Annotated in this window: 16 protein-coding genes and 1 tRNA gene; 7 read left to right on the plus strand and 10 right to left on the minus strand. The window is 67.4% G+C overall.

Annotation, left to right across the window (positions count from 1 at the left end):
• Nucleotides 1-12: 12 nt before the first annotated feature.
• On the minus strand, nt 13-2115 hold the full coding sequence (gene pbpC, locus J3R73_RS19750) for a penicillin-binding protein 1C (protein ID WP_307430693.1): 2103 nt from the start codon (nt 2113-2115) through the stop codon (nt 13-15).
• On the minus strand, nt 2112-7337 hold the full coding sequence (locus J3R73_RS19755) for an alpha-2-macroglobulin family protein (RefSeq protein WP_307430696.1): 5226 nt from the start codon (nt 7335-7337) through the stop codon (nt 2112-2114). The genes pbpC and J3R73_RS19755 overlap by 4 nt, the downstream gene beginning before the upstream one ends.
• A 297-nt stretch (nt 7338-7634) precedes the next feature.
• Between J3R73_RS19755 and J3R73_RS19760 the strand changes: the two genes are divergently transcribed.
• A tRNA-Phe gene (locus J3R73_RS19760) sits at nt 7635-7710 on the plus strand.
• 286 nt (nt 7711-7996) lie between these two features.
• Here the strand turns inward: J3R73_RS19760 and J3R73_RS19765 are convergent.
• Complete coding sequence (locus J3R73_RS19765) at nt 7997-8134, minus strand: hypothetical protein (protein WP_307430699.1); 138 nt, start codon at nt 8132-8134, stop codon at nt 7997-7999.
• 892 nt (nt 8135-9026) lie between these two features.
• Between J3R73_RS19765 and J3R73_RS19770 the strand changes: the two genes are divergently transcribed.
• Complete coding sequence (locus tag J3R73_RS19770; RefSeq protein ID WP_307430702.1) at nt 9027-9653, plus strand: hypothetical protein; 627 nt, start codon at nt 9027-9029, stop codon at nt 9651-9653.
• A gap of 9 nt (nt 9654-9662) precedes the next feature.
• Here J3R73_RS19770 and J3R73_RS19775 read toward each other — a convergent pair whose 3' ends face one another.
• Nucleotides 9663-9911, minus strand: coding sequence for a hypothetical protein (locus J3R73_RS19775; protein WP_307430706.1), 249 nt, complete (start codon nt 9909-9911; stop codon nt 9663-9665).
• Here J3R73_RS19775 and J3R73_RS19780 point away from each other — a divergent pair.
• The 5 genes from J3R73_RS19780 to J3R73_RS19800 all read left to right on the plus strand — a co-directional run bounded on the left by J3R73_RS19780 (nt 9905) and on the right by J3R73_RS19800 (nt 15523).
• Nucleotides 9905-11746, plus strand: coding sequence for a glycoside hydrolase family 15 protein (locus J3R73_RS19780; protein WP_307430709.1), 1842 nt, complete (start codon nt 9905-9907; stop codon nt 11744-11746). The two genes, J3R73_RS19775 and J3R73_RS19780, sit on opposite strands and share 7 nt — an antisense overlap.
• A 346-nt stretch (nt 11747-12092) precedes the next feature.
• Nucleotides 12093-12668: an aminotriazole resistance protein gene (locus J3R73_RS19785; protein ID WP_307430715.1), complete on the plus strand. Its 576-nt coding sequence runs from the start codon at nt 12093-12095 to the stop codon at nt 12666-12668.
• A 22-nt stretch (nt 12669-12690) separates the two neighbouring features.
• Nucleotides 12691-14214, plus strand: a complete 1524-nt coding sequence (locus tag J3R73_RS19790) for an ABC transporter ATP-binding protein (RefSeq protein WP_307430718.1) — start codon at nt 12691-12693, stop codon at nt 14212-14214.
• On the plus strand, nt 14211-14885 hold the full coding sequence (locus J3R73_RS19795; RefSeq protein ID WP_307430721.1) for an energy-coupling factor transporter transmembrane component T family protein: 675 nt from the start codon (nt 14211-14213) through the stop codon (nt 14883-14885). Before J3R73_RS19790 ends, J3R73_RS19795 begins: the two co-directional genes overlap by 4 nt.
• Nucleotides 14882-15523 carry a phosphoribosyltransferase family protein gene (locus tag J3R73_RS19800; RefSeq protein WP_307430723.1) on the plus strand — a complete coding sequence of 214 codons (642 nt, stop codon included), beginning with the start codon at nt 14882-14884 and terminating at the stop codon, nt 15521-15523. Before J3R73_RS19795 ends, J3R73_RS19800 begins: the two co-directional genes overlap by 4 nt.
• A gap of 47 nt (nt 15524-15570) precedes the next feature.
• Here the strand turns inward: J3R73_RS19800 and J3R73_RS19805 are convergent, their stop codons facing one another.
• The 6 genes from J3R73_RS19805 to J3R73_RS19830 form a co-directional block, all read right to left on the minus strand.
• Nucleotides 15571-15852: a hypothetical protein gene (locus tag J3R73_RS19805; protein WP_307430725.1), complete on the minus strand. Its 282-nt coding sequence runs from the start codon at nt 15850-15852 to the stop codon at nt 15571-15573.
• Between the two features lie 200 nt (nt 15853-16052).
• On the minus strand, nt 16053-17048 hold the full coding sequence (locus tag J3R73_RS19810; protein WP_307430728.1) for a substrate-binding domain-containing protein: 996 nt from the start codon (nt 17046-17048) through the stop codon (nt 16053-16055).
• A gap of 18 nt (nt 17049-17066) precedes the next feature.
• Nucleotides 17067-18122, minus strand: a complete 1056-nt coding sequence (locus J3R73_RS19815; protein WP_307430731.1) for an ABC transporter permease — start codon at nt 18120-18122, stop codon at nt 17067-17069.
• Nucleotides 18119-19621: a sugar ABC transporter ATP-binding protein gene (locus J3R73_RS19820; protein WP_307437527.1), complete on the minus strand. Its 1503-nt coding sequence runs from the start codon at nt 19619-19621 to the stop codon at nt 18119-18121. Before J3R73_RS19820 ends, J3R73_RS19815 begins: the two co-directional genes overlap by 4 nt.
• Nucleotides 19622-19981: 360 nt before the next feature.
• Complete coding sequence (locus J3R73_RS19825; RefSeq protein ID WP_307430734.1) at nt 19982-21016, minus strand: NAD(P)-dependent alcohol dehydrogenase; 1035 nt, start codon at nt 21014-21016, stop codon at nt 19982-19984.
• A 127-nt stretch (nt 21017-21143) separates the two neighbouring features.
• Nucleotides 21144-22670 (minus strand): sugar ABC transporter ATP-binding protein, encoded by a 1527-nt coding sequence (locus tag J3R73_RS19830; protein ID WP_307430736.1) that lies wholly within the window; start codon nt 22668-22670, stop codon nt 21144-21146.
• Nucleotides 22671-22672 lie beyond the last annotated feature (2 nt).

A 22672-nucleotide genomic window follows, 5' to 3' on the forward strand; every position in this document is an offset into this window, starting at 1 on the left:
CGCGCTCCCGGCTCAATCCAGCCGGATCCGCACGCTCGCCGTGTGCCCCTGGGAATCGATGACCGACAGGCGGGCGAAGCCGCGTTCCGGCCTGTCCCAGGCGGCGTCGCGGCGCTCCTCCCCCACCACGATCGGCAGGCCGTCGGCAAGCCAGGTGAAGGGCGGCGCGCCGCCCATGGCCTTCAGCGCCAGCGCCGCATCGGGATCCCCGGAGATATCGACGCGCGCGCCGTCGGGCGGGAAGGAAATCGCCAGGGGCGCATCGCCTGGGCCCGCCGTGGCGATGTCCGGCAGGCTGCCCGGCCTGAAACGCTGCAGGGCCGGCGGCAAGTCGGCCGTCCGCGCGAAGATCACGCCGGCCGGCGGCGGCGCAAGCGGCGTCCTCTTCTCGCCGATGCGCTGGAAGGCGTCGAACAGGATCGGCGCCGCGCTCTTGCGTCCGACGAGATCGGACACCGGCGCGCCGTCCGGCCGGCCGACCCAGACCGCGACCGTGTTGGCGCCGTCGAAACCCACGGCCCAGGCGTCGCGATAGCCATAGGACGTGCCGGTCTTGTAGGCGATCTTGCCGGCTACGGCATTCTCGGGCGGCGGGGCGCCGATGAGGACGTCGCCGACCTGCCAGGCGGCGGCCTTCTCGAACAGGCGGCGCGGCGGGGCCGCCGATGCACGGTCCTGCGGACGCCAGATCAGCGGCAGCGATTCACCCCCGCGCGCCAGCGCCAGATAAAGCGTGGCGAGATCGGTGAGCTTCACCCCTGCCCCGCCGAGACCGACGGCCAGGCCCGGCGCCGCATCGACCGGCAGCACCGGCACGGCGCCGGCATTCTTCATGCGGGCAATGAGGCGGTTCGGCCCGACGGCGTTGAGCAGCATCACGGCAGGCACGTTGAGCGATTGCTGCAACGCCCGCCGCATCGTCACCGTGCCCTGGAACGAATCGTCGAAATTCTCCGGCTTGTAGATGCCGAACCGGGCCGGCCGGTCGTCGACCAGCGTCTCGGGATTGGCGAGGCCGTCCTCGAAGGCGAGGCCGTAGATGAAGGGCTTCAGCGTCGAGCCCGGCGAGCGCAGCGCCTCGGCGAGATCGATCTGGCCGGCGCGGGCCTTGTCGAAATAGCCGACGCCGCCGACATGGGCCCGCACTTCGCCGGTGGCGTTGTCGACGGCGATGATGGCGACGGAAACGCCGCCGCCGATGGCGATCGCCCGCTCGCGCGCCAGATTTTCCAGCTGCTCCTGCAGGAAACGCGAAATCGTGGTCATCTCGACGTCGCTGCCCCGTTCCTGCCTGTCGCGCGCCTCCCGCGCCAGCCGCTCGGCGACATGGGCGGCGAGAACGGGGAATGCCTTGCGGCCCTGCGGGGCACCTTCGAGCCGCGCCGCCATGGCCTGGTCCGCATTGATGATCTTCTTGCCCGCCAGCAAGGCCAGCACGCGGTTCCGGGCGGCCCGGGCGGCACCCGGCGCGCGGTCGGGACGCCGGGTCTCCGGCGCCTGGGGCAGCGCCACCAGCATGGCCGCCTCGGCCGTCGAAAGATGCTTCGGCTCCTTGCCGAAATAGGCGAGCGAGGCGGCGCGCGTGCCCTCGAGATTGCCGCCATAGGGTGCCAAGGCGAGGTAGAGCGTCAGGATCTGGTCCTTGCTCAGCCGGTTCTCGATCTGCCAGGCGCGGACCATTTCCGCCGCCTTGGCCGCGAAGGTCCGCTCCGGGCGCGGTTCGAGCAGGCGGGCGACCTGCATCGTCAGGGTGGAACCGCCGGAGACGACATGCCCATGCCGCACGAGCTGCCAGCCCGCCCGCAAAAGCGCGGCCGGATCGACGCCGTGATGCGAATAGAAGCGCTTGTCCTCATAGGCGATGAGCATCGACAGGAAGCGGCGGTCGACGTCGCCGGGCCTCGCCGGCAGGCGCCAATAGCCGTCCGCCGTGGTGAAGGGACGCAGCAGCCTGCCGTCGCGGTCGACCACCAGCGGCGAATAGGTGATCGCCTCGCCGAGCGGCACCGGCCCGAGCCGGCGCAGGACCTCCGACAGCGTGAAGCCGACGGCGTTCACGGCGATGATCGCCGTGAACAGGAGCGCGCACAGGACGTGGACGCGCCGGGTTGTCATTTCTCGGTCACGCTCATCGTCGTCGTGGCGAGGGTCGCGTTGCGATCGGGCCGATACATGTCCTCGACATGCGCGCCGGGCATGACATAGCGGCCGGGGGCGACGGCGCGCACGATATAGGCGACCTTGACCGCCGTATCCGTATAGGCCGCGACGAAGCGGTCGTCGCGGAACTCGGCATGGGTGACGTCGGTGAGATCGCCGAGCCAGGAGAGATTGCCGGTCTGTCCGGTCGCGACGAGCGTGGGATTCTCGATCTCGAGCCCCGCCGGCAGGCGGTCGACGAGCAGGAAATTGCCGGTCTGGTCATCGCCGACGCGGCTGGCGTCGAGCACCACGACGAGCCTGGTGTTCTGCTGCACCTCGGCGGGATCGGCCGGCTTGCCGTCCAGCGTGTAGTAGCTGCGCGCGAGGGTCATGCCGCTGGCGGAGGCCGGTTCCGCCACCGTCGGCGAACCCGACACCGCCACCACCGCCTGCACCGACGAGGGACCGGGATTGGTGACCGTATGCGGCTCCGCCAGGCGGTCATTGCGGTAGACCTTGTAGAAGGCGCCCTGATGCGGGGTGCCGTCGACGCCGAGTTGCAGCGAACGGGCTTGGTCGACGACGCCGCGGGCTGCGAGCACCATCCAGGTCATCTCCTGGGTGGAGCTGTAGCGATATTTCGCCCGCTGCTCGCCGATCACCTTAAGCGCGGCCCTGACCACCGGGGCGGAGGCATTGCCGTCGTCGGCCAGCGCCACCATGGCGGCCGCATCGCGCAGCGGGGAGCCATAATGGGTGTAGGCGGAGATCGACCCGGCGCTCTCGCCCTGGAGGGCGTCGGCGGCCGAAGCGAAGGCCTCGCCGGCGCGCGGCTTGTCGCCGAGCATGCCGAGGGCGGCGGCGATCTGCGCCCGCGCCATCGCCGTGCCGAACTGGCCGATCTTGGTGTCGGCGAAATATTTCAGATCGCCGGCCGGGGCGCGGCCGGCCCGCGCCAGCGTGTAGAGCGCATAGGCGACATCCTCGCCCTTGCCCTCCTCCACGTCGGGCGAATTGCCGACGCGGTTGCGCAGATAGTCGACCGCCTGGGTCAGCGCGCCCTCCGGCACCGCGAAGCCCTTCTCGCGGGCCCGCAGCAGGAAGTCGGTGACATAGGCCGACAGCCACAATTCACCGCTGTCGGCGCTCCACAGGCCGAAGGCTCCGTTCGAATCCTGGCGCGACAGCAGGCGCTGCACCGTATCGGCCAGGCGATCCTTCACCGAACCGTCGAGATCAATGTCGTTGCCGCCGAGATCGGCGAGATAGAGAAGCGGCAGGGCTCGGCTGACGAGTTGCTCCGAACAGCCATAGGGATAGCGGTCGAGCTCCCGCAGCAGGCCCGGGACGTCGAGCGAGGACGGTGGCCCGACGGAGAGCGAGACCGCCCCCGTACCCGGCACCATCTCCGAGACGAGATCGGAACTGAGGGTGATGCCGCCGCCATTCGGCGCGATCGTCTGCACCGTGCGCCGGGTCACCGCCGGATTCGCCGGCTCGACACCCAGCACGAAGCTCTGGTCGATGGCGACATCGCCGGGGCCGGCCAGCGAAGCGACCAGCCGCGCCGTGCCGACGCCGTTGGCGGTGATGGGAATGTTGACCGGGGTGCGCGAGCCGACCGGCCCGATCTTCACGGTCTGGTACAGGGCCGACGGCGCCGCGTCGATCGGGCCGTCGACATTCACGGCGAGGGTATAGTCGCCAGGCGCCGCCTCGGCATTGAGGAGATCCAGCCGGAAGCGGGACTGGTCGCCGGCCGAGAGGAAGCGCGGCAGCGTGCCGGCGATGACGACGGGATCGCGGACGATGACGTCGGTCGAGGCATGGCCGACCTTGGTCGGCGTCCATGCCACCGCCATCAGCCGCACCGAACCGTTGAAGGCCGGGATGTCGAAGCTGATATCGGCGGTGCCGTCGGCGCCCACCTCGACGATGCCGGAGAACAGGGCGAGCGGGGCCTGGGTGGGTGGCGGGCTCGTCTCCGCTGCCCCCCCGTCGCCGCCGGTGCGGATGCGTCCCCGCGCGCCGTCCATGCCGTCGATGAGCTGCCCGTAGATGTCGTGCAGCTCGGCCGAGAGGCGCTTCTGGTCGTAATAATAGGCCTCCGGCTGCGGCGGCTTGTAGCCGGTGAGATTGAGGATGCCGACATCCACGGCGGCGAGCGTCACATAGGCCTTCTCGCCCGCGAGGCCGCCGATCTTCACGGGCACCTTGAGCGCCTGCCGCGGCTTCATCGTCGCGACCGGCGACAGCGACACGTCGAGCGTGCGCTCGGTGCGGTCGATGCCGAACCAGGCGAGGCCGATCGAGCGCGTCGGCATGCGCTTGGCCTCGACGTCCATCGGCCGGAAATGGGTGACCACGACATAGGCGCCGGTACCCCAGTCACTGCCCACGGTCAGCGGCACGGTGGTGCCTTTTTCAGGCACGTCGATCAGCGTGGACGACAGGAGCCGGTCGCCGACCACCTGCACCGATGCCTTGCCGGCGAAGCGGGCGTCGATCTTCACCTGCAGCGTTTCGCCGGACTTCACGCTGGCGCGGTCGAGCGCCACCGGAAGCATGTCCGGCGTATCGGCCTTCTCGCTGGTGTAATAGCCGGCATAGAAGGTGTCGCTGGACGAAGCGAGGCCGTTGCCGGCGATCTCCAGGCGGTATTGGCCCCACTGCACCGGCGCGGCGATCGAAGCCGGCTTGTCGGCGGCGATATCGACCGTGCCGCCCGCGACCTTGCGCGCGGTGGTGACCGCCTCGTAGTTCCAGCGGTTGTCGGTGCGGTACCATTGATAGCTGGTCGTCAGCCGCTTCAGCGTCCAGCCGACGCCCTTGGCGGCGACGCGCGCCCCACCGGGATCCACCGCGATGACGTCGAAATTGGCCTGCTGGCCTTCCGGCACGGCACCGTCGTCGAAGCCCGGACGCAAAGCGAGCATCGGCCCCGGCGAAGCGATCGGCAGCGAGGCGGTGCGCACCACACCGCGGCCCCCGGCCTCGCGCATGCGGATGGCGAAGTTCGCCTTCAGCGGCCGGGAGGTCGTGGGCAGCTGCGGCAGCGGAACAGTGAGGTCGGCATGGCCGTTGTCGTCGGTCTGGGCGAGGTCGTCGACGGAGTTCTGCACGGCGTCGACGGTCTCGTCCGTCAGTCCGAACATGTAGTCCTTCCATTGCGGGAAGGGCTGGCCATCGACCGACACCGAGACGTCGCCCTCGAGGTCGAGATGGGCGGCGGGGGCGCCGAAGAGATAGCGCCCGTCGACCTTCAGGCTGGCCCCGCTGTTGCGGTCGACGCGGGTGCCGTTGGCGGCGAGGTCGAACTCGATGCGATCCGGCACATAATCCTCGACGAGGAAGCTCGTCTCGCCGATCGGGGAAGCCTTGGGGTCGGTATAGGCGGCGACGCGCCAGGTACCGCCGGCGGCCGAGGCGACGATCGCTATATCCGCGGCGCGGCCGCCGGCGCCCTGGTCCTTCAGCACGATGCGCGAATATTCGACGCCGTCCGGCCGCTGTACGATCAGCGTCACCGGCACATCGTTCACGGCATTGGCGTTGCCGTCGCGCAGCAGCACCGCCGCATGCACGGTCTCGCCGCGGCGATAGACGCCGCGCTCCACATAGACGAAGGCGTCCGCCGGTCCGGGCGGATCCCGCCCCGCAACGCCGCGGTCGGTCAGGTCGAAGGCCTGCTGGGTGAGATCGATGAAGGCATAGTCGTTCTTGTCGTCGGAGGCGACGACGAGCGCCGGCTCCTGCCCGTCGCTGCCCTTGGTGAGGCCGGCGTCGAACGCAGCGGCGCCGTCGGGACCGGTCGTCGCCGTCGCCAGGATCTCGTTGTCGCGCGCGAGGAGGCGAACCTTGACGCCCGCCAGCGGCGAGGCGGTCGCGATCGAGCGCAGGAACACGTGCAGGCCGTCCTTGCCCTTCAGCGTCGAGAGGCCGAGATCGGATACCACGAACCATTGCGTGGCGAGCTGGCTGTCGTCGTCGCCGGCAGTGTCCCCCGCCTGGGCCGTCATCACATAAAGGCCGGGATCGATCTTTCCGAGTGCCTCGTCCACCGGAAAGGCGGTGGTGACGTCCTCGTTGGGCGGGGTCGGCAGGTCCATCGTGCCTTCCCAGACCTTATGGCCCTTGGTGCGCGCGATGTCGCCGGCCTGCGAGCCGTAGAGCTGGTCGAGGAAGCTCGAATCGATCACGGCCGAGATCAGGCTGCGGTCGCCCACGCGGTAGAGCTTGAGCTTGGCCTGCTTCGTATTGACGGAGACCAGCGGAATGCCGTTCTGCCCCGAGCGCGGCAGCACGTAATTCTTGCCGACGAACTGCACCGAGGGGGCGCGATCGCGCACATAGACGTCATAGTCGGCATTCTTCAGCAGGCTCTCGTCGACGGCCGAAGGCAGGCCCGCGCGCACGGTGACGTGATAGCGCGCGCCGTGCTTCAGCCCTTCGATGCACAGCTTGGTGCCGTCGACGGTGACGGCCGAGACCGGGCCGGGATCCTGGGTGAAATAGGGAGCGAAGTCGCTGACGGCGTTGCTCACCGGATCTGAAAACTGGAAGCACAGGCGCGGCTGCGGCGCGTCGCTCTCGACCGTGTAGTCGGTGATGCGGAAGCCGTGGTTCTCGCGCAGGTCTTCATAGGTCTTGCGGATATCGCCGTTGTCGACGAGATCGAGGCTGGCGCGATAGGCGTTGAGCGCCGGGCGCCAGTCCTCCCGCTTGACCAGCGCCTGGGCGACATCGTTCAGCGCCGCCCCCTTCTCGACCGGCGTGCGCGCCAGCTCATAGGCCCGGATCGACGCGCCGAGCGCCTTGTAGGGCAGTTCGTAGCCGTCCTGGCTGTTGAAGGGCTCGGCGGCGAGGAGCAGGTCGGCGAGCTTCTGCCAGCTCCGCTGATCGTTCGGCGTGAAGGCGAGCACCTGCTCGACGACCACAGCCGTGTTGCGGGCATTCCCCGCCGCCGTCGCGGCCGCGAGGTCCTGCTGGATCTGCACCGGCGTCTTCTTCACCGTCTTGGCGAGCTTGGCGATGGTGTCCTTGTAGCTGTCGGCCGCGTAGCTGTAGCTGTCGGCCTGGAAAAGCGGCCCCGCCGCCGCCGGCAGCGAAGCTGCAAAGCCAAGCAGGACCAAAGCGAGCCAAAGGCTCGCCAGACGATGGATCGCACGGCTGAAGCCGCTCTTCGCGTCGATCATGATGCCCTCCTCCCACTGCCGTTCCGGTTGGAGCCGGCGGCATTCCCACGCCATGATAGCGCGCCGGGATGACATCTGCACATCCCGCCTCGGTCCCATCGGACACATCCGCCGCAGCAGAGTATGTGCCCGTTCGCACGACGGCAATTGCGCCATGCAAAAATGCGTCGGTGCTGTTTCACGCGGAACAGCGCAGGGCGCGAAGCCGGCTTTCTTTTTTGTATCGCCACCTCTGGACATCGCCGAAAGCCGCCGCTATAAGCCCGGCTCTCGCGTCGGCGTCGTTCGGCAGCGGGCGCCTAGGTAGCTCAGTTGGTAGAGCATGCGACTGAAAATCGCAGTGTCGGTGGTTCGATTCCGCCCCTAGGCACCATCTCCTCTTCCTTGAAATCGCTGACAATTTCGATCTGCAGGCCGCATTCCGGCCGTGCACCGAGACGAATGCCGGCCCGCAACGGCGGCCATGCCGGTGAAATCCCGTATCAGCCGCCGGCAAGACAGGTGCAACGCCGCCGCATCGGGGTGCCGCAGCCGGTTTGGGTCGTCGCGATGAAGGCCGCAACGGCGGGTAACGGTCCGAATGCCCATTCCGCTCGGATATCGTCGGGATCCGAGAGGTCGGCCATCACGAAGGAGGCCGCAGCGTCGTTCGGGAGCCGTCAGGGCTTCTGGTAGGCGCCCGACTCGATCTCGTCGAATGTCGGCCCTTGGGGAAAGGCTCCCAGCGCGATGTGCACGAAGGCCGCCAGGGCGGCGACCATGAACAGAAGTTTGAACGCAAGGGAAGAGCCGGCCATTCTAGTCGTTCCGCCACGTGGTTTGCACTGGTTCCCGAAGCTGGGTTCGGGGTGGGGTTCTCAGCCAGACGGCCGGAGCCGGCAGTCCTTGGGGTTCGCACGGGCAGCGGTGCGCGCTTTCGGCATGACCGACCACAGGCTGCAGGGCAACGCGGTTGCCCCCCTCGAACGCCTCAATGCCCATCCGCTCACTCCGGTGGGCTATAAAAAGGCAAAGGCGCGGCAGGCATGCAGCTGTCCTTTTCGAGGCCTCTGGGCCGGAAGTGTTATCGTTTTTGTCAACATGCTCTTCAATGACGACTTTTGATCTGAGTCAAGCCTCTTCTGCGCGATATCGTGCAACACTCTCCATTTTTTCCGAGGCTCGTCAGCCTGGCCAGAAAATAGTTACCACCGCGTGAAATCACCTGCCGAAGCTCCTGTACAGGGCTCGCGGCTCGCGGACCAAACCTGCAGCCATACTTGCATGGATCAAACGCGCCGGCCGGACAGAGCAATAGGGAAGGAAAACCTGCGTCGCGGCAAAGAGCGGGGCTCCTCGCTCCGGAAGCGGCATCGGCGCCGGCCCGCGACCACAATGCCGTCGCCGCTCTCGCCCGCAGATAGCAATAATGATTGACTTCGGAAAAGAGTCTGTCGAATTATAGACTAAGGTATGCCTGTCGATGAAAGTCGACAGCATCAAGAATTTCTATGTAGTATTTTTTCTGTGCCTTCGGCGGCTTCCTTCGCCATCGCGAACCTGTCTTCAGTTAAGGCGCACCGGAATGACGGCGTCCCCCGATGCAGACCGGGAGACGATGATGGGCGTCTCGTCGTGATACCAGCCGTCCACCGAGAGGTGTGGCGGCAGCAATCCCACACCCTTTTTCAGGAGATACGGAGACCGCTTATGACAGGTTTTGATCGCAAAAAGAACAAAACATGGACATCCGACCGGGATGGAATCCGACAAATCGGCATGTTGGCCGGCACCGCAGCTGTCGGGGGCAAAACGCGGCAGCAGATCCGGCGCTCGCTTCCATCGAGCCTGTACGGGCTCCTGGCATGGGCCTGCATGTTCATCTGCCCGGCCGGCGCCACCCCCCTGCTGCACGCCGCTCTCGCCGGCCCCGGCGGATCCGTCGAGGCCCTGCGATCGCTGCAGCCGCAGTCCGGCCTCCTCTTGCGGGTGCGAAATCGAAGCGGCGCGGAGAGCCGGAGCAGGGACATGCTCGACTGGAGGACGATCGTCGCCCGGGCGATCGAGCTCTCCAAGGCGCAGAACAGGGGGCATGTACAGGTAGGCCGGACTTGCCAGCCCGAGTTCGCCGCTTGCACGATCGCGATATTCTTCCGGGACCGAAAGGGTAGGTTGACCATGCTGCGATCCGCCGAGGATGCCGACGGCCGCCTGCTCGCACGCGACATTTGCGAATTGAACGATTTCTGGGACGTGCGGACATGCACCTCGTGGGAAACCGGCGTGACCACGAAGGAGATGAAGGATTTGCGCGGAAACTGGCAGGCGGTTCAATAGAGGACAGCATCACGACGAGATCGTTCGCCGCTCGACGGGCCACGCGAGCGGCCCGGGCACGGCCCCGGCCCCAAATTGCCGCATTCGGGAAACTAGGATCGGCAGAATCAGCGCGGGCGATCCGGCTCCGCGGTCGGAACCGGAGAGCACGAACATGGTTTCTGCTTGCAGCGAATTTTCCGCCGCCTTTTCCTGAAGGAAGGCCCCGCTTCCATGCCTTCGAATTTTCATGCCTTCGAAAGGGGAAACTTTTGACATCGCGCATCGAAGACTATGCTCTCATCGGCGATTGCGAGACCGCGGCCCTCGTTTCCCGCGACGGCTCGATCGACTGGCTGTGCTTTCCCCGGTTCGATTCGGCCGCGTGCTTCGCGGCCCTGCTCGGCACGCCGGACAATGGGCGGTGGCGCATCTTTCCCGCCGACAGGAACGCCCGCGTCACGCGGCGCTACCGCGAAGATACGCTCATTCTCGAAACCGAATTCGAGACCGATACGGGCGTGGCGACGCTGATCGACTTCATGCCGCTGCGCGACGGCACCAACGACCTCATCAGGCTGGTCGTCGGGCAGAGCGGCCGGGTGGACTTCACCACGGATTTCGTCGCCCGATTCGACTATGGGCGTACCGTCCCGTGGGTGACGAAGGCCGAGGACGGCACCATCACGGCGGTGGCCGGTCCGGACAGGCTGATCCTCAGCACGCCCGTCACGCTGGAAGGCGAAGACCTGCACACCGCCGGCGCTTTTACGGTATCCGCCGGCGATCGCGTGCCCTTCGTGCTGACCTACGGCCCCTCGCACGCCTCGCGCCCGACGCAGCCGAATGTCGAAGCGGCACTGGAGAGCACCCAAGCCTTTTGGCGTGAGTTCGCGTCCCACTGCCCTCCCGTCGGACTGTGGACAGACACCGTCAAGCGCTCGCTCATCACGCTGAAGGCCCTGACCTACATGCCGACCGGCGGGATCGTCGCCGCCGCGACCACGTCGCTGCCGGAGCAGCTCGGCGGCACCCGCAACTGGGACTATCGCTTCTGCTGGCTGCGCGACGCCACCATGACGCTGCAGGCCTTCATGAAGCTCGGCTATTACGAGGAAGCCTCGGCCTGGCGCGAATGGCTGATGCGGGCGGTCGCCGGAGCGCCCGAGCAGATGCAGATCATGTATGGCGTCTCCGGCGAGCGGAACCTGCTCGAATGGGAGGCGCACTGGCTCGGAGGCTATGAGAAATCCCGTCCGGTCAGGGTCGGCAACGCCGCGGCCGGCCAGTTCCAGCTCGATGTCTACGGCGAAGTCGCCGATGCGATGCTGCAGGCGGCGAAGGGAGGCCTGCCGCGCCACCCGCGCACCCGCGCGCTCAGCGAGGTGGTCATGCCGTTTCTCGAAAGCGCCTGGCGCCGTCCCGACGAGGGCATCTGGGAGGTACGCGGCGGCTCGCAGCATTTCACCCATTCCAAGGTGATGGCCTGGGTCGCCTTCGACCGCGCCGCGAGCATGGCCTCCCCCTCGGACGATCGGGCCGCCTTCACCGAACGGTGCCGCCGGGTCGCCGACGAGATCCATGCGGATGTCTGCCAGAAGGGCTTCGATCCGGAGCTCGGCAGCTTCGTGCAGGCCTATGGCTCGAAGACGATCGACGCCAGCCTGCTGCAGATTCCGCTGGTCGGCTTCCTGCCGCCGGACGATCCGCGGGTGATCGGCACGGTGAAGGCCATCGAGAACGGCCTCATGCATGACGGGCTCGTGCTGCGCTACCAGACCGAACGGGTCGACGACGGGCTGCCGCCCGGCGAAGGCGCCTTCCTCGCCTGCACCTTCTGGCTGGCGGACGTGCTGGTGCTGCAGAACCGCTATGCCGACGCGCGCCGCCTCTATGAAAGGCTGCAGGGCCTGTGCAACGACGTGGGCCTGCTCTCCGAGGAATACGATCCCGTCGCCGGACGCATGCTCGGCAATTTCCCGCAGGCTTTCAGCCATATCGGGCTGATCAACACCGCGCTCAACCTCGCCCGGCGCACCGGTCCGGCGGAAGAACGGGCCGAGGCCGCCGGCGAGGCGCCGAGCCAGACCGAAGCCGAGCCGGTTCCCGCCTGAGCGCGAACCGGCGCCGCATCACGGGACCGAAAGGGGCGATGCCGGCGGGCGTCGCCCCTTTCGTCTGTTGCCCTTTGTCAACATCGCAAAAATAATTGATAAAACCCTCCCCAGGGTGGTGACGGGCTCGCGTGCGGCCGTCATAAACGATCGGCCGCCTTCCGAGACTTTCGGACAGGGTCCGTGGGGGCCGGGCCTCTGCCATCTCGTATCGATCGACGGTCAGACCCATTGCGACGGCGCCCAGCGAAGAAACGCCGCCGATGGGCATGATCCCGACGATACTTCTCACGAGATGTCTGCAGGCATGCATCTTGCTTCGGATGGGCGGTCAAAAAGGGGATCCATGATGCAACCAACTACCGTCAATCAAAGCGAAGGCAACACGCTTTTCCCGATCGTCCTTTCGATCGTGGCCGCGGCTGCCACCGGCGTCCTGTGGGCCTACGCCAATCCGATCCAGCTCGTGCCGGGCGTGATCCAGTGGCGCATCTTCGCGTTCCTTCCGCCGCTGGTCGGCATCCTGCTCGGCTGGAGGAGCGGCTTCATCTGCGGCTATCTCGGCACGATCGTCTGGTCGCTGCTGGCCGGCACCTTCATTCCCGCCCATTCGCTGATCGTCGACGGCATCATGGTCGGCCTGACGGGGCTCGTTCCCGGCCTGATCTTCGATCCGTCGAAGACCGGCCTCGGCACCAGCACGCTGGTCAAGATCGCCGTGGCCTGCCTCGTCATCGGCTTCGTCATGGTCGTGGCGGTCTCGGCGAGCCTGGCCTATCTCGGCATCTTCCCCTTCTGGTGGGCGGTGCTGTATCTGGGCCTTTCCGATATCGTCCCGATGATCATCGGCACGCCTCTCCTGGTCATCCCGGCCCTGAAGATCCTCCGGGGTGCCCATCCCGCGGGATTCACCCGCTTCTAGCTCGCGACGGTTCACAGACAACGTGCTCGACATACACCATGTAACCGCTGGCTTCGGCGTTTCCGATCCCGTGATCGCCGACGCCAGCGTGACGATCGCCAATGGCCAGAGACTGCTGATCTGCGGTGCGGCCGGCTCGGGCAAGTCGACCCTGCTCAATATCGCCGCAGGGATCATTCCCCGGCTGGTGCCGTCGCCGCTGTTTTCCGGCTCGGTCAGCCTGCACGGCCGGCCGATGGCGCAGTTCAGCAAGGACGATCTCTATACGGCTGTCAGCATCGTCTCACAGAATGTCGAGGACCAGCTCTGGGACCTCAGCGTCGAGGACCTCATCGCCTTTCCGCTGGAGAACCGCGGCGTCGACAGAAATCTCATCCGCGCGAGGCTGCAGGCGTTGCTCGGCGAGATGGAACTCGACGCCTTGCGCGGCCGGCGCGTGCTGACGCTGTCGGGCGGCGAGCGGCGCATGGTGGCGATCGCCGCCGCCCTCGCCGTCGCCCCCGGCCTGCTCGTCCTCGACGAGCCCACCACCGGGCTCGATCCTTCCGCCCGCCTGCGGCTGGTCCGCATCCTGAACAAGCTCGCCTCGGAAATCCCAGCTCTCCTCGTTTCCGAACAGGATCCGGCATCGATCGAGGACACCATCGACAGCGTCATGCTGCTGGCCGGCGGCCGCCTGTCGCCGGTGACCGAGGCCGGCGAGATCCTGCGGCTCGAAACGCCGTGGCTCGAGGCCGGCATCCTGCCGCCACACCGCCGGCGCTCGCCGCGCAAGACCCCTCCCCCCGGACGGACGCTGCTCACGATTTCCGGCCTGCGGACCCGCCTCGCCCGCCCGGACGGGCGGCCGGTGCTGCAGGACGTCGCCTTCGATATCCGAGCCGGCGAAATCCTGGCGCTGATCGGCCGCAACGGCGCCGGCAAGACCACCTTGTTTCAGTCGATCCTGGGCCTGGCCAAGACCGTCTCCGGCTCCATCGCCATCGGCGGCGAGCCGGCGCAGGACTGGACAGCGGCGAAGCGCGCCCGCTCGATCGCCTATCTTCCGCAGAACATGCGGCGCATCCTCTTCAACATGACGGTGCTCGAAGAAGTCGTCTTCTCCATCACCGCCGCGACGGGAACCGCCAAGGATGCCGCGGCGAAGGCGAAGGCGATCGCGACCCTCGGCAAATACGGCCTCGCCGCCCTCGCGGACAGCAGCCCCGTGGCGCTGTCCGTGCGCCAGCAGGCGCTGCTCGGCCTCGCCTGCGCCGATGCCGCCGGCGCCTCGATCGCCATCCTGGACGAGCCGCTGCTGGCGCGCGACGTGCACGGCCGGCGCATGCTCGACCTCTTCCTCGATACGATGCTTTCCTCCGGCCGCTCGGTCATGCTCATCTCGCACGACCTCGAACTCGTCGACGACGTCGCCTCGCGCCTGCTGATCCTCGAGGAGGGCCGCATCACCTTCGACGGCCGGCCCGACGAGGCCTGGGCCAGCCGGGCCTTCGGTGTCCTCGGCTGGCCCACGCCGCATGGCATTCCCGCCGGAGAAGCGGCATGACGAGGCTTCACGACGTCAATTTCTTCATCAAGCTCGCGGGCGCCTTCGCGGTGATGCTGCTCGCCTGGCTGGTCCCAGGCTGGCGTTTCGGGGTGCCGCTGGCGGTCCTCACCCTCGGTTTCCTGCATGTCGCCCGCATCCCCGCGCTCAAGGCCTATCTGAAGGGGGCGACGCTGCTGACGGGACTGGTCGTGGCCAGCTGGCTCGTCAACCTCGCCCTGCAGGGCATGCCGCTCCTGCACGCGATCCCCGTCGCCATCGGCATGGCGGCCCGGCTCGTCACCACCACCGCCGCCTTCTACTTCGTGATGGAGACCAGTTCCCCCGGCTCCATCCTGGCGGCGGCCAGCGCCGCCCGCCTGCCGCCGATCGTCACGCTGGTGCTCTCCCTCACCTTCGGCATCATTCCGATGCTCCGCGAGGATTTCGAGCGCATCGCCGACGCCCAGCGTGCGCGGGGCATGGAGATCGACGACGTGCCGCTGCCGACGCGGCTGCGTTTCGCCCTCGCCCGCGGCATGCCGCTGCTGGTGCAGGCGATCCGCATGGCCCATGCCATCTCGCTTTCCCTCTCGATCTACGGCTTCGACCTCAAGCGCAAGCGCGTCACCTGGCGCAATGTCGGCGTGCTGGTCGAAGCGCGCCTCGCCCCCCGGGAACAGGAACAATGACCTCTGAGAACCAAGCCGCCGGCCCGTTCACCGGCCAGTCCTGGACCGTCGACGTCGCCGGCCTCGACGTGTCGCTGCCGATCGTCGCCATCAAGCCCGACTTCGCGATCTCGCTGATGATGGTGATTGATCTCGGCGTCCGGTTCGGGGAGCATGCCGGCCGCAAGCTGGCCGAGAAGCTGGCGCCGCTGAAGCCCGACATCATCGTCGGGGCCGCGACGCTCGGCATTCCCGTGGCGATCGAGGTGACGCGGGCCCTCGGCCTCGACCATTACGTCATCCTGCAGAAATCGCCCAAGATCCATCTCGGCGACGCCCTCGTGCAGCAGATCTCCTCGATCACCTCGAAGGGCGAGCAGCGCCTCCTGCTCGACCGCCAGGCGATTCCCCTGCTCCGCGGCAAGCGCGTGGTCGTCGTCGATGACGTCGTCGCCTCGGGCTCCAGCCTCAAGGGCTCGGTCGAACTGGTGCGTCACGCCGGCGCCGACGTCGTCGGCATCGGTGTCATCCTGACCGAAGCCCGCGATTGGCAGGCCACGCTCGGCGAGGATTGCGGCTTGATCCACAGCCTCGCGCATATTCCGCAGTTCACGCAGCACGAAGGAAGCTGGACGCCCATTCCCGAGACGTTCCTGTAATCCCGCGGGGCGGTCTTCGGATCGGGGGCCCGTCCCGCCGAGGGGGGCTATCGCTGCCTCTTCTGGCCCTCGGGCTTGAGGCAATAGGAGCACAGGCTGTGGATCGCCCGGTCGGTCGACGGCTCCAGCTCCTTGTCGAGGCGGGCCGGATCATCCTTGCTCGAGACGCCCGAGCTGTCGTTGTCCGGCATGACGGGCGGCGCCGCCGGCCGAGGCTGGAGATGGCCGACCGGCGCCGGCGGCAGGCCTGAAGCGGCATCGTCCGCCCGCGCAACGGCGGCGGGCAGGCAGATCAGCATCAAGCCGGCGAGAATACATATGCTTTTCATGGCAATCCTCTTCGAGCAAAGGAACGACCAGGAAAAACGTATCCTCGACTTGTCATGTTCCCGCCGCGCGGGCCAGTATTTCCTAAGCTTGAAGTTGCAGCAAAGGAAGAGCGGCAGCCGCCTGAAACAACCCGGACGAGCATTCCGGTCTCGCGCAGGCTTTCGGCCTGCGCGCTTCGACTGGCTCTGGCTCGTTCTTTTCAGAACTGTTCCTTCTTGTAGAGATCCTTGGCGTTGTCCTTGCTGATCAGTTGCGAGGAAACCGTCACGGTGCGCGGCACGGATGTCGCGCAGTCGATCAGGATCTTCTTGGCGAGGTCGAGCGCTTCGGCCGCGCCGGTCGGATAGACCATGGTCGCCGCCCACTGCCCTTCGGCGACGGAGCGGATGCCGCCGGAGGGACCGGGAAGGCCGTCCGTGCCGATGATCTGCACCTGGTCGACCTTGCCGGCCTGCTTGGCCGCGATATAGGCGCCCGCGGCGGCCAGATCGTTGCTGGCATAGACGAGCTTGATGTCCGGATGGGCCTGCAGCATGGCCGAGAACACCGTCACCGCCTTGTCCTCCATCCAATCCACCGGCTGGACCGCGACCACCTTCAGCTTGGGATTGCCGGCGATCCCCGCCTTGAAGCCTTCCAGGCGTTCGATTGCCGGGGACGAGCTCGGCAGGCCTTCGAGGATGGCGACCTCGCCGCCGTCCGGCAGCAGGGTCTTGGCCGCATATTCGCCGGCCTCCTTGGCGATCTCGCGGTTGTCGCCGCCGACGAAGCTGGTGTAATCCTCGCCGCTGGTCTTGCGGTCGAGCTCGATCACGGGAATGCCGGACTTGTAGACGCGGGTGACGACGGGGGTCAGCGGCGCCGCCTCGAAGGGCGAGATGAAGAGGATGTCGACCTGCTGCGTCAGGAAGTTCTCGACCTGCGACACCTGCGTATTGTCGCTGGCCTGGCCGTCGGCCATCACGATCTTGAACTGGGGAAATTGCTTCACCAGCCGGTCGAGCTCGTGGTTGACGTGCTCGCGATAGGGTTCCTTGAAATTCGCCTGCGAGAAGCCGATGACATATTGGTTGTTGGGGCCGCAGACCTTGGCGAGCGGCTTGGCGTCCGCAGCCTGCGCCGCGCCGCCCGTCAGGAGTGCGGCGAGCCCCGTGCCCAGGGCAAGGGCCGCCAGCCGTCCGGTCGATGGTCTCATCTCGTTTCCTCCTTGTTATCAGCGCGAACGTCCGTCGCGCCTGCCGACGAAGGTCTGCAGCGCCGCTGCGACCACGATGATCGCGCCCGTCGCCAGCAATTGCATGGCTGCGCTCACGTCATTGAGCTGAAGGATGTTGGCGAGGGCGCCCAGCATCACCGCGCCGGCGATGGTGCCGACCATGGTGCCGGCGCCGCCGAACAGGTCGGTGCCGCCGATCACGACGGCGGCGATGGCGTTGAGCTCGTAGCCCGAGCCGTCATTGGGGCTGCCGAAGGCGAACTGGCCGGCATGCACGATGCCGGCCACCCCGGCGCACAGGCCACTGAGGCCGTACACGGAGATCTTGATCCATTCGACCGGAATGCCCGAAAGCCGGGCGGCGCGCTCATTGCCGCCGACGGCGAAGACGTAGCGTCCGTAGCGGGTATGGTTGAGCACGAAGATGGCGACGATCGCCAATGCGACGAATACCAGCGTGGCGACCGGGAAGGTGTTGCCGAACAGCCGCTCGCCCAGGATGGCGAAGGCGGGGGGCGCGTTGCCCGGCCCGTCCCCGTAATTGATGTTGATGAACTGGTTGTCGGAGGCGATCAGCGCCAGACCGCGGGCCGCCTGCAGCCCGGCGAGCGTCACGATGAAGGATTGGATGCGCAGCCGTGTCGACAGGCCGCCCTGGACGAGACCGAACAGCGTGGCGGCGACGAGCACCAGCGGCAGCGTCGTCCACAGGCCCCAGCCCTGATTGACCATCAGCGCCGCGGTGAGCACGCTGGACAGGCCCAGCACGGCGCCGACCGACAGGTCGATGCCCGCCGCGATGATGACGAAGGTCATGCCGAGGGCGAGGATGCCGGTCTCGGAGATCGAGCGTACGATATTGGCGATGTTGTCGGCCTGCAGGAACAGGATCGAGCCATGCCGCCGCGGCGAGAAGACCACGCCGCCGATGACGACGAGGATGAGGCCGAGCAGGCTCTGGAAGCGCACGAGATAGGCGAGAGGGCTGCGGCGCGGCTGACCGCCCGTCCGGCTCGGCGGGGAAGTTTCGAGATCGCTCGGTTTGACGCTCATGCTGCCCTTGTCTCACCCATGCTGGCGCGGCGAAGCTCCTCTTCGCCGACGCCGGCTTCGAATTCCGCGACCGTGCAGCCGTCATGCATGACGACGATGCGGTCGCACAGGCCGATCAGTTCCGGCAGTTCCGACGAGGCCACGAGCACGCCCAGGCCCTTCCGGGCGAGGTCCCGGAGCTGGCGGTAGATCTCCGCCTTGGCGCCGACGTCGACGCCGCGCGTCGGCTCGTCGAGGAGCAGGAGGTGCGGCTCGCTGAGCAATTCCTTGGCGAAGACGACCTTCTGCTGGTTGCCGCCGGAGAGGTTGACGACGAGCGCCGCAGGCAGCGGGGGCCGCACGTCGAAGCGCGACAGCGCTTCGCCGACCTGCCGGGCCTCGAGTTTGCGCGACACCAGTCCGAACGGCGTGATCCGCTTCAGCGTCGACATCACGATGTTGGTCGCGACGGAATGGTTGAGGATGAGGCCGGTGCCGCGGCGGTCGTCGGTGACATAGGCGATGCCGGCCTGCCGCGCGGCGGCCACCGTCCCCAGCGCCGCCGGCCTGCCGTCGACCATGACCTCGCCCGACCAGCGTCCCTTCACCTCGAAGCCGTAGAGGGCGCTGAGGAGCTCCGTGCGCCCCACTCCCATCAGGCCGGCGAGACCGACGATCTCCCCTTCCCGGACCGTCAGCGAGACGTCGCGCGGCTCCTGCCAGCCGGCGCGCGCCTCATCCGGCCGGAAAGCGGCATGGGCCAGGCGCAGCAATTCGCGTCCGGGCTTTTCGGCGCGAGGCGGAAACAGTTCCTCGAAGGGACGCCCGACCAGGAGCCGGACGAGTTCGGCCTGCGGCGCGTCGGGCCTCGCCTGCCCGACCACGGCGCCGTCGCGCATCACGGTGACGCGGGTGGCGATCCGCGGCACTTCCTCGAGGCGGTGGGAGATGTAGACGACGCCGACGCCGCGGCCGCGTAGTTCCAGCACGGTCCGGAACAGATGCTCGGCCTCCGTCGCCGAAAGCGCCGCCGTCGGCTCGTCCATGACGAGGATGCGCGCCTTGGCGTGCAGCGCCTTGGCGATCGCCACCAATTGCCGCTCGCCCATCCGCAGCGAGGAAACCGGCAGGGACGCGTCGAGCGAGACGCCGGCCTGCTGCAGGAGGCCCTGCGATTCGGCGAGCATGCGGGGGCGGTCGAGCGTGCCGAAAGGGGTCAGCCGTTCATTGCCGAGGAACAGGTTGGCGGCGATATCCAGCCCCGGCACGAGGTCGAGCTCCTGCGGGATCATGACGATGCCGGCCGCATGGGCCTCGCGCGGATTGGCGAAATGGACAGGCCGCCCGTCGATGCTGACGCTGCCCTGGTCCGGTGCGATGACACCCGACAGGATCCCCATCAGCGTGCTCTTGCCGGCGCCGTTCTCGCCGAGAAGGACATGGACCTCGCCGGCGACGAGGTCGAAATCCACGCCCCGCAGCGCGCGCACCCCTCCGAAACGCTTTTCGATGCCGCGCATCTCGAGAAGGGCGCTCAAGGCAGGCACCCTGGCGTCGAAAACGGGCCTGCGTGCAGCCGGAACCGGCGCCCCATCCCCATTCATTTCCTCCGCGGGCCTTCGAAAGGACCCTTGTTGTCGGATGAAAGGCTACGGGAGCGCGCGGGCATGTCAAGCTTATCCGCAGGCGCGCGGGATGTTTGCCCGGTGGGCCGGTCTCCCGATCGGCACGGAAACACCGCGGTCGCGGAAAAGGCGGGTCAGGAGACCCGCCCACCGGTGTGCCAGTCCCCGACCGGCACGGAAACGCCGCGGTCGCGGAAAAGGCGGGTCGGGGGACCCGCCCACCGGCGCGGAAAAACCGGCGCCGAAGCGGCGGTCTCAGTCCATCAGGATCTGGAGCTTCACGTCGGTCGGCTGGGCCGAGGCGGCCCTCTCGAACGCCTTGATGCTGTCCTTGAACGCATAGGTTCCGGTGATCAGCGGCTTGAGATCCACCTTGCCGGAGGCGATCAGGGCAAGGGCGCGATCGTAGATGTTGGCATAGCGAAACACCGTCTCGATGCGCACTTCCTTTGCGATCGCGCCGGGCACGTCGAAGGTCACCGGCTCGACCGGCAGGCCGACCATCACCAGCGCGCCGCCCGGACGGACGAGATCGAAGATGCCGCTATAGGCCTTGGGGCTGCCGCTCGCCTCGAACACGATGTCGGCGCCCCAATCCGCCGTCTCGCGCGCCACGGCGGCCGCGAAGCTCTCCTGCGACAGGTCGACGGGCGTGACGCCGTCATAGCGGCCGGCGATCGCCAGCTTCTCCTTGCTGAAATCGGAGATCAGCACCCGGCTGCAGCCGCCGGCGAGCGCGGCGAGCGCGATCATGATGCCGATCGGTCCCGAGCCGATGACCGCGGCAACGTCGCCCGGCACGATACGGGCCCGTGCCGCCGCCTGCATGCCGATCGCGAAGGGCTCGACCATGGCGCCCTCGGCGAAGGACACATTGTCCGGCAGCTTGTAGGTGAAGGCGGCCGGATGCACCGCGAAGGGCGTGAGGACGCCGTGGATGGGCGGGGTCGCCCAGAACGTCACGGAGGGGTCGACATTGTAGATGCCGAGCTTGGAGGCCCGCGAGCTCAGGTCCGGCACGCCGGGCTCCATGCAGACGCGGTCGCCGACCTTGAGCCCCTTCACCTGCGCGCCCACCTCGACGACGGTCCCCGCCGCCTCATGGCCGAGCACCATCGGCGCGCGGACGACATAGGGCCCGATGCGGCCATGCGTGTAATAGTGGACGTCGCTGCCGCAGACGCCGACCGTGTGGATGGCGATCTTCACGTCGCTCGGACCGACCTCGAGCGGCAGGTCGATGTCGCGCAGGGACAGTTCCCCCTGGCGTTCGAGAACAAGGGCTTGCATGGGCCTTCCTCCAGCATTGCTGATTTGCGGAATTATTACATTCCCGTGCGCCGGCATAGCATGGATATCGCCGCGCCAAGGAGGGGGTCCGCGCCTCGTTTGTCGATCGGCTATCGTGAGCGGCGCTTCAGGCCGCATCCACCTTGTGGATGAGGTTCATGATGCCTTCGCTCATGCTGTCATAGTCCCGGCTGTTGTGCAGCCCGCCCGCCAGGCGATAATCGTTCATCACCACGATGCGGTCCGCCAGGGCGATCATTTCCGGCATGTCGCTGGTGATCAGCAGGATGGCGGTGCCGGTGTCCGAGAGCTCGCGCAGCAATTCATGCAGATAGGCCTTGGTCTTGATGTCGATGCCTACCGAGGGCTCGTCGACGATCAGGAGCTTGACCCCGGCGGCCAGCCATTTGGCGACGCTGATCTTCTGCTGGTTGCCGCCGGAAAGATTGCCGACGGTCTGCTGGAGCGAGGGCGTGCGCACTTCGAGCTTGCGGATGTGGGGCTCGGCGGCCGCCCGCACCTTGCGGTCGGTGAGCAGGCCGAAGCGCGCCAGCTTCCGCCAGATGGTGATGCCGGCATTGTCGAGCACCGAATGCAGCAGGATGAGGCCCTCCTGCTTGCGATCCTCGCTGACATAGCCGATGCGATGGGTGTGGATGGCCTGGCCGACGCTCGTCACCTGCACCGGCCGGCCTTCCAGCTTGATGGTGCCTGCGGTCGCGGGGTATTGGCCCATGATGGATTTGGCGAGTTCCGTCCGGCCCGCTCCCACCAGCCCGTAGAGCCCGACGATCTCGCCGCGCCGGACGGTGAGGTCGATGTCGCGGTGCCCGAGCGGCGTCGCCACGCCCTCCAGTTCCAGCACCGGCGGGGCGCCCGCATGGTCGCGCGGCTTCCAATCGGGGATCTGCTCGCTGCGGCCGATCATCAGCCGCACGAGGTCCTGGCGGCCGAGCCCGGCCATCGGACGGCTGTCGCAGGCGTTGCGCCCGTCGCGCAGCACCGTGACCTGGTCGCAGATCTCCTGCACCTCCTCCAGCTTGTGGCTGACGAACAGCATGCTGACCCCTTCGTCCCTGAGCTTCTTCAGGAGGGCGAACAGCGCCACCGTCTCGTGCGGGGTGAGCGAGGCCGTGGGCTCGTCGAGCAGCAGCACGCGCGAGCGCAGCGACAGCGCCTTGGCGATCTCGACGAGCTGCATCTTGGCGACGCTGAGCTGCGAGACCGGCGTCGAGGGATCGATGTCGAGACCGAGCACGTCGAGCCAGCGGCGCGCCTCGGCGTTGATGCCGGCATAGTCGATCGGCTTGAACAAATGCGCGCCGAGGCGCTCCAGCATGATGTTCTCGCCCACCGAGAAGCGCGTGATCAGGTTGCGCTCCTGATGCACCACGCCGATGCCCATGGCGATGGCGTCCCGGGTGGAGAGCAGCGTCACCGGCTTGCCGTCGACGAGCAGTTCGCCCTCGTCCGGCCTCAGCACGCCGGTGATCAGCTTGATGAGGGTCGACTTGCCCGCGCCGTTCTCGCCGAGCAGGGCATGGATCGATCCCTTGGTGAGCGAGATGGACACGCCTTCCAGCGCCTTCACGCCGGGAAAGAACTTGCTGACGCCGCGCGCCTGGAACACGATTTCGCCCTTGGTATCCGGCATGG

Origin of the sequence: Labrys monachus (genome assembly GCF_030814655.1) — a bacterium.
Taxonomy (GTDB): Bacteria; Pseudomonadota; Alphaproteobacteria; order Rhizobiales; family Labraceae; genus Labrys; species Labrys monacha.

Bases quoted from the DNA above. Each gene is read 5' to 3' on its own strand.
- pbpC (WP_307430693.1), bottom strand. From the start codon at position 2,115: ATGACAACCCGGCGCGTCCACGTCCTGTGCGCGCTCCTGTTCACGGCG.
- J3R73_RS19755 (WP_307430696.1), bottom strand. From the start codon at position 7,337: ATGATCGACGCGAAGAGCGGCTTCAGCCGTGCGATCCATCGTCTGGCG.
- J3R73_RS19765 (WP_307430699.1), bottom strand. From the start codon at position 8,134: ATGGCCGGCTCTTCCCTTGCGTTCAAACTTCTGTTCATGGTCGCCGCC.
- J3R73_RS19770 (WP_307430702.1), top strand. From the start codon at position 9,027: ATGACAGGTTTTGATCGCAAAAAGAACAAAACATGGACATCCGACCGG.
- J3R73_RS19775 (WP_307430706.1), bottom strand. From the start codon at position 9,911: ATGTCAAAAGTTTCCCCTTTCGAAGGCATGAAAATTCGAAGGCATGGA.
- J3R73_RS19785 (WP_307430715.1), top strand. From the start codon at position 12,093: ATGATGCAACCAACTACCGTCAATCAAAGCGAAGGCAACACGCTTTTC.
- J3R73_RS19795 (WP_307430721.1), top strand. From the start codon at position 14,211: ATGACGAGGCTTCACGACGTCAATTTCTTCATCAAGCTCGCGGGCGCC.
- J3R73_RS19800 (WP_307430723.1), top strand. From the start codon at position 14,882: ATGACCTCTGAGAACCAAGCCGCCGGCCCGTTCACCGGCCAGTCCTGG.
- J3R73_RS19805 (WP_307430725.1), bottom strand. From the start codon at position 15,852: ATGAAAAGCATATGTATTCTCGCCGGCTTGATGCTGATCTGCCTGCCC.
- J3R73_RS19810 (WP_307430728.1), bottom strand. From the start codon at position 17,048: ATGAGACCATCGACCGGACGGCTGGCGGCCCTTGCCCTGGGCACGGGG.
- J3R73_RS19815 (WP_307430731.1), bottom strand. From the start codon at position 18,122: ATGAGCGTCAAACCGAGCGATCTCGAAACTTCCCCGCCGAGCCGGACG.
- J3R73_RS19820 (WP_307437527.1), bottom strand. From the start codon at position 19,621: ATGCGCGGCATCGAAAAGCGTTTCGGAGGGGTGCGCGCGCTGCGGGGC.
- J3R73_RS19825 (WP_307430734.1), bottom strand. From the start codon at position 21,016: ATGCAAGCCCTTGTTCTCGAACGCCAGGGGGAACTGTCCCTGCGCGAC.
- J3R73_RS19830 (WP_307430736.1), bottom strand. From the start codon at position 22,670: ATGCCGGATACCAAGGGCGAAATCGTGTTCCAGGCGCGCGGCGTCAGC.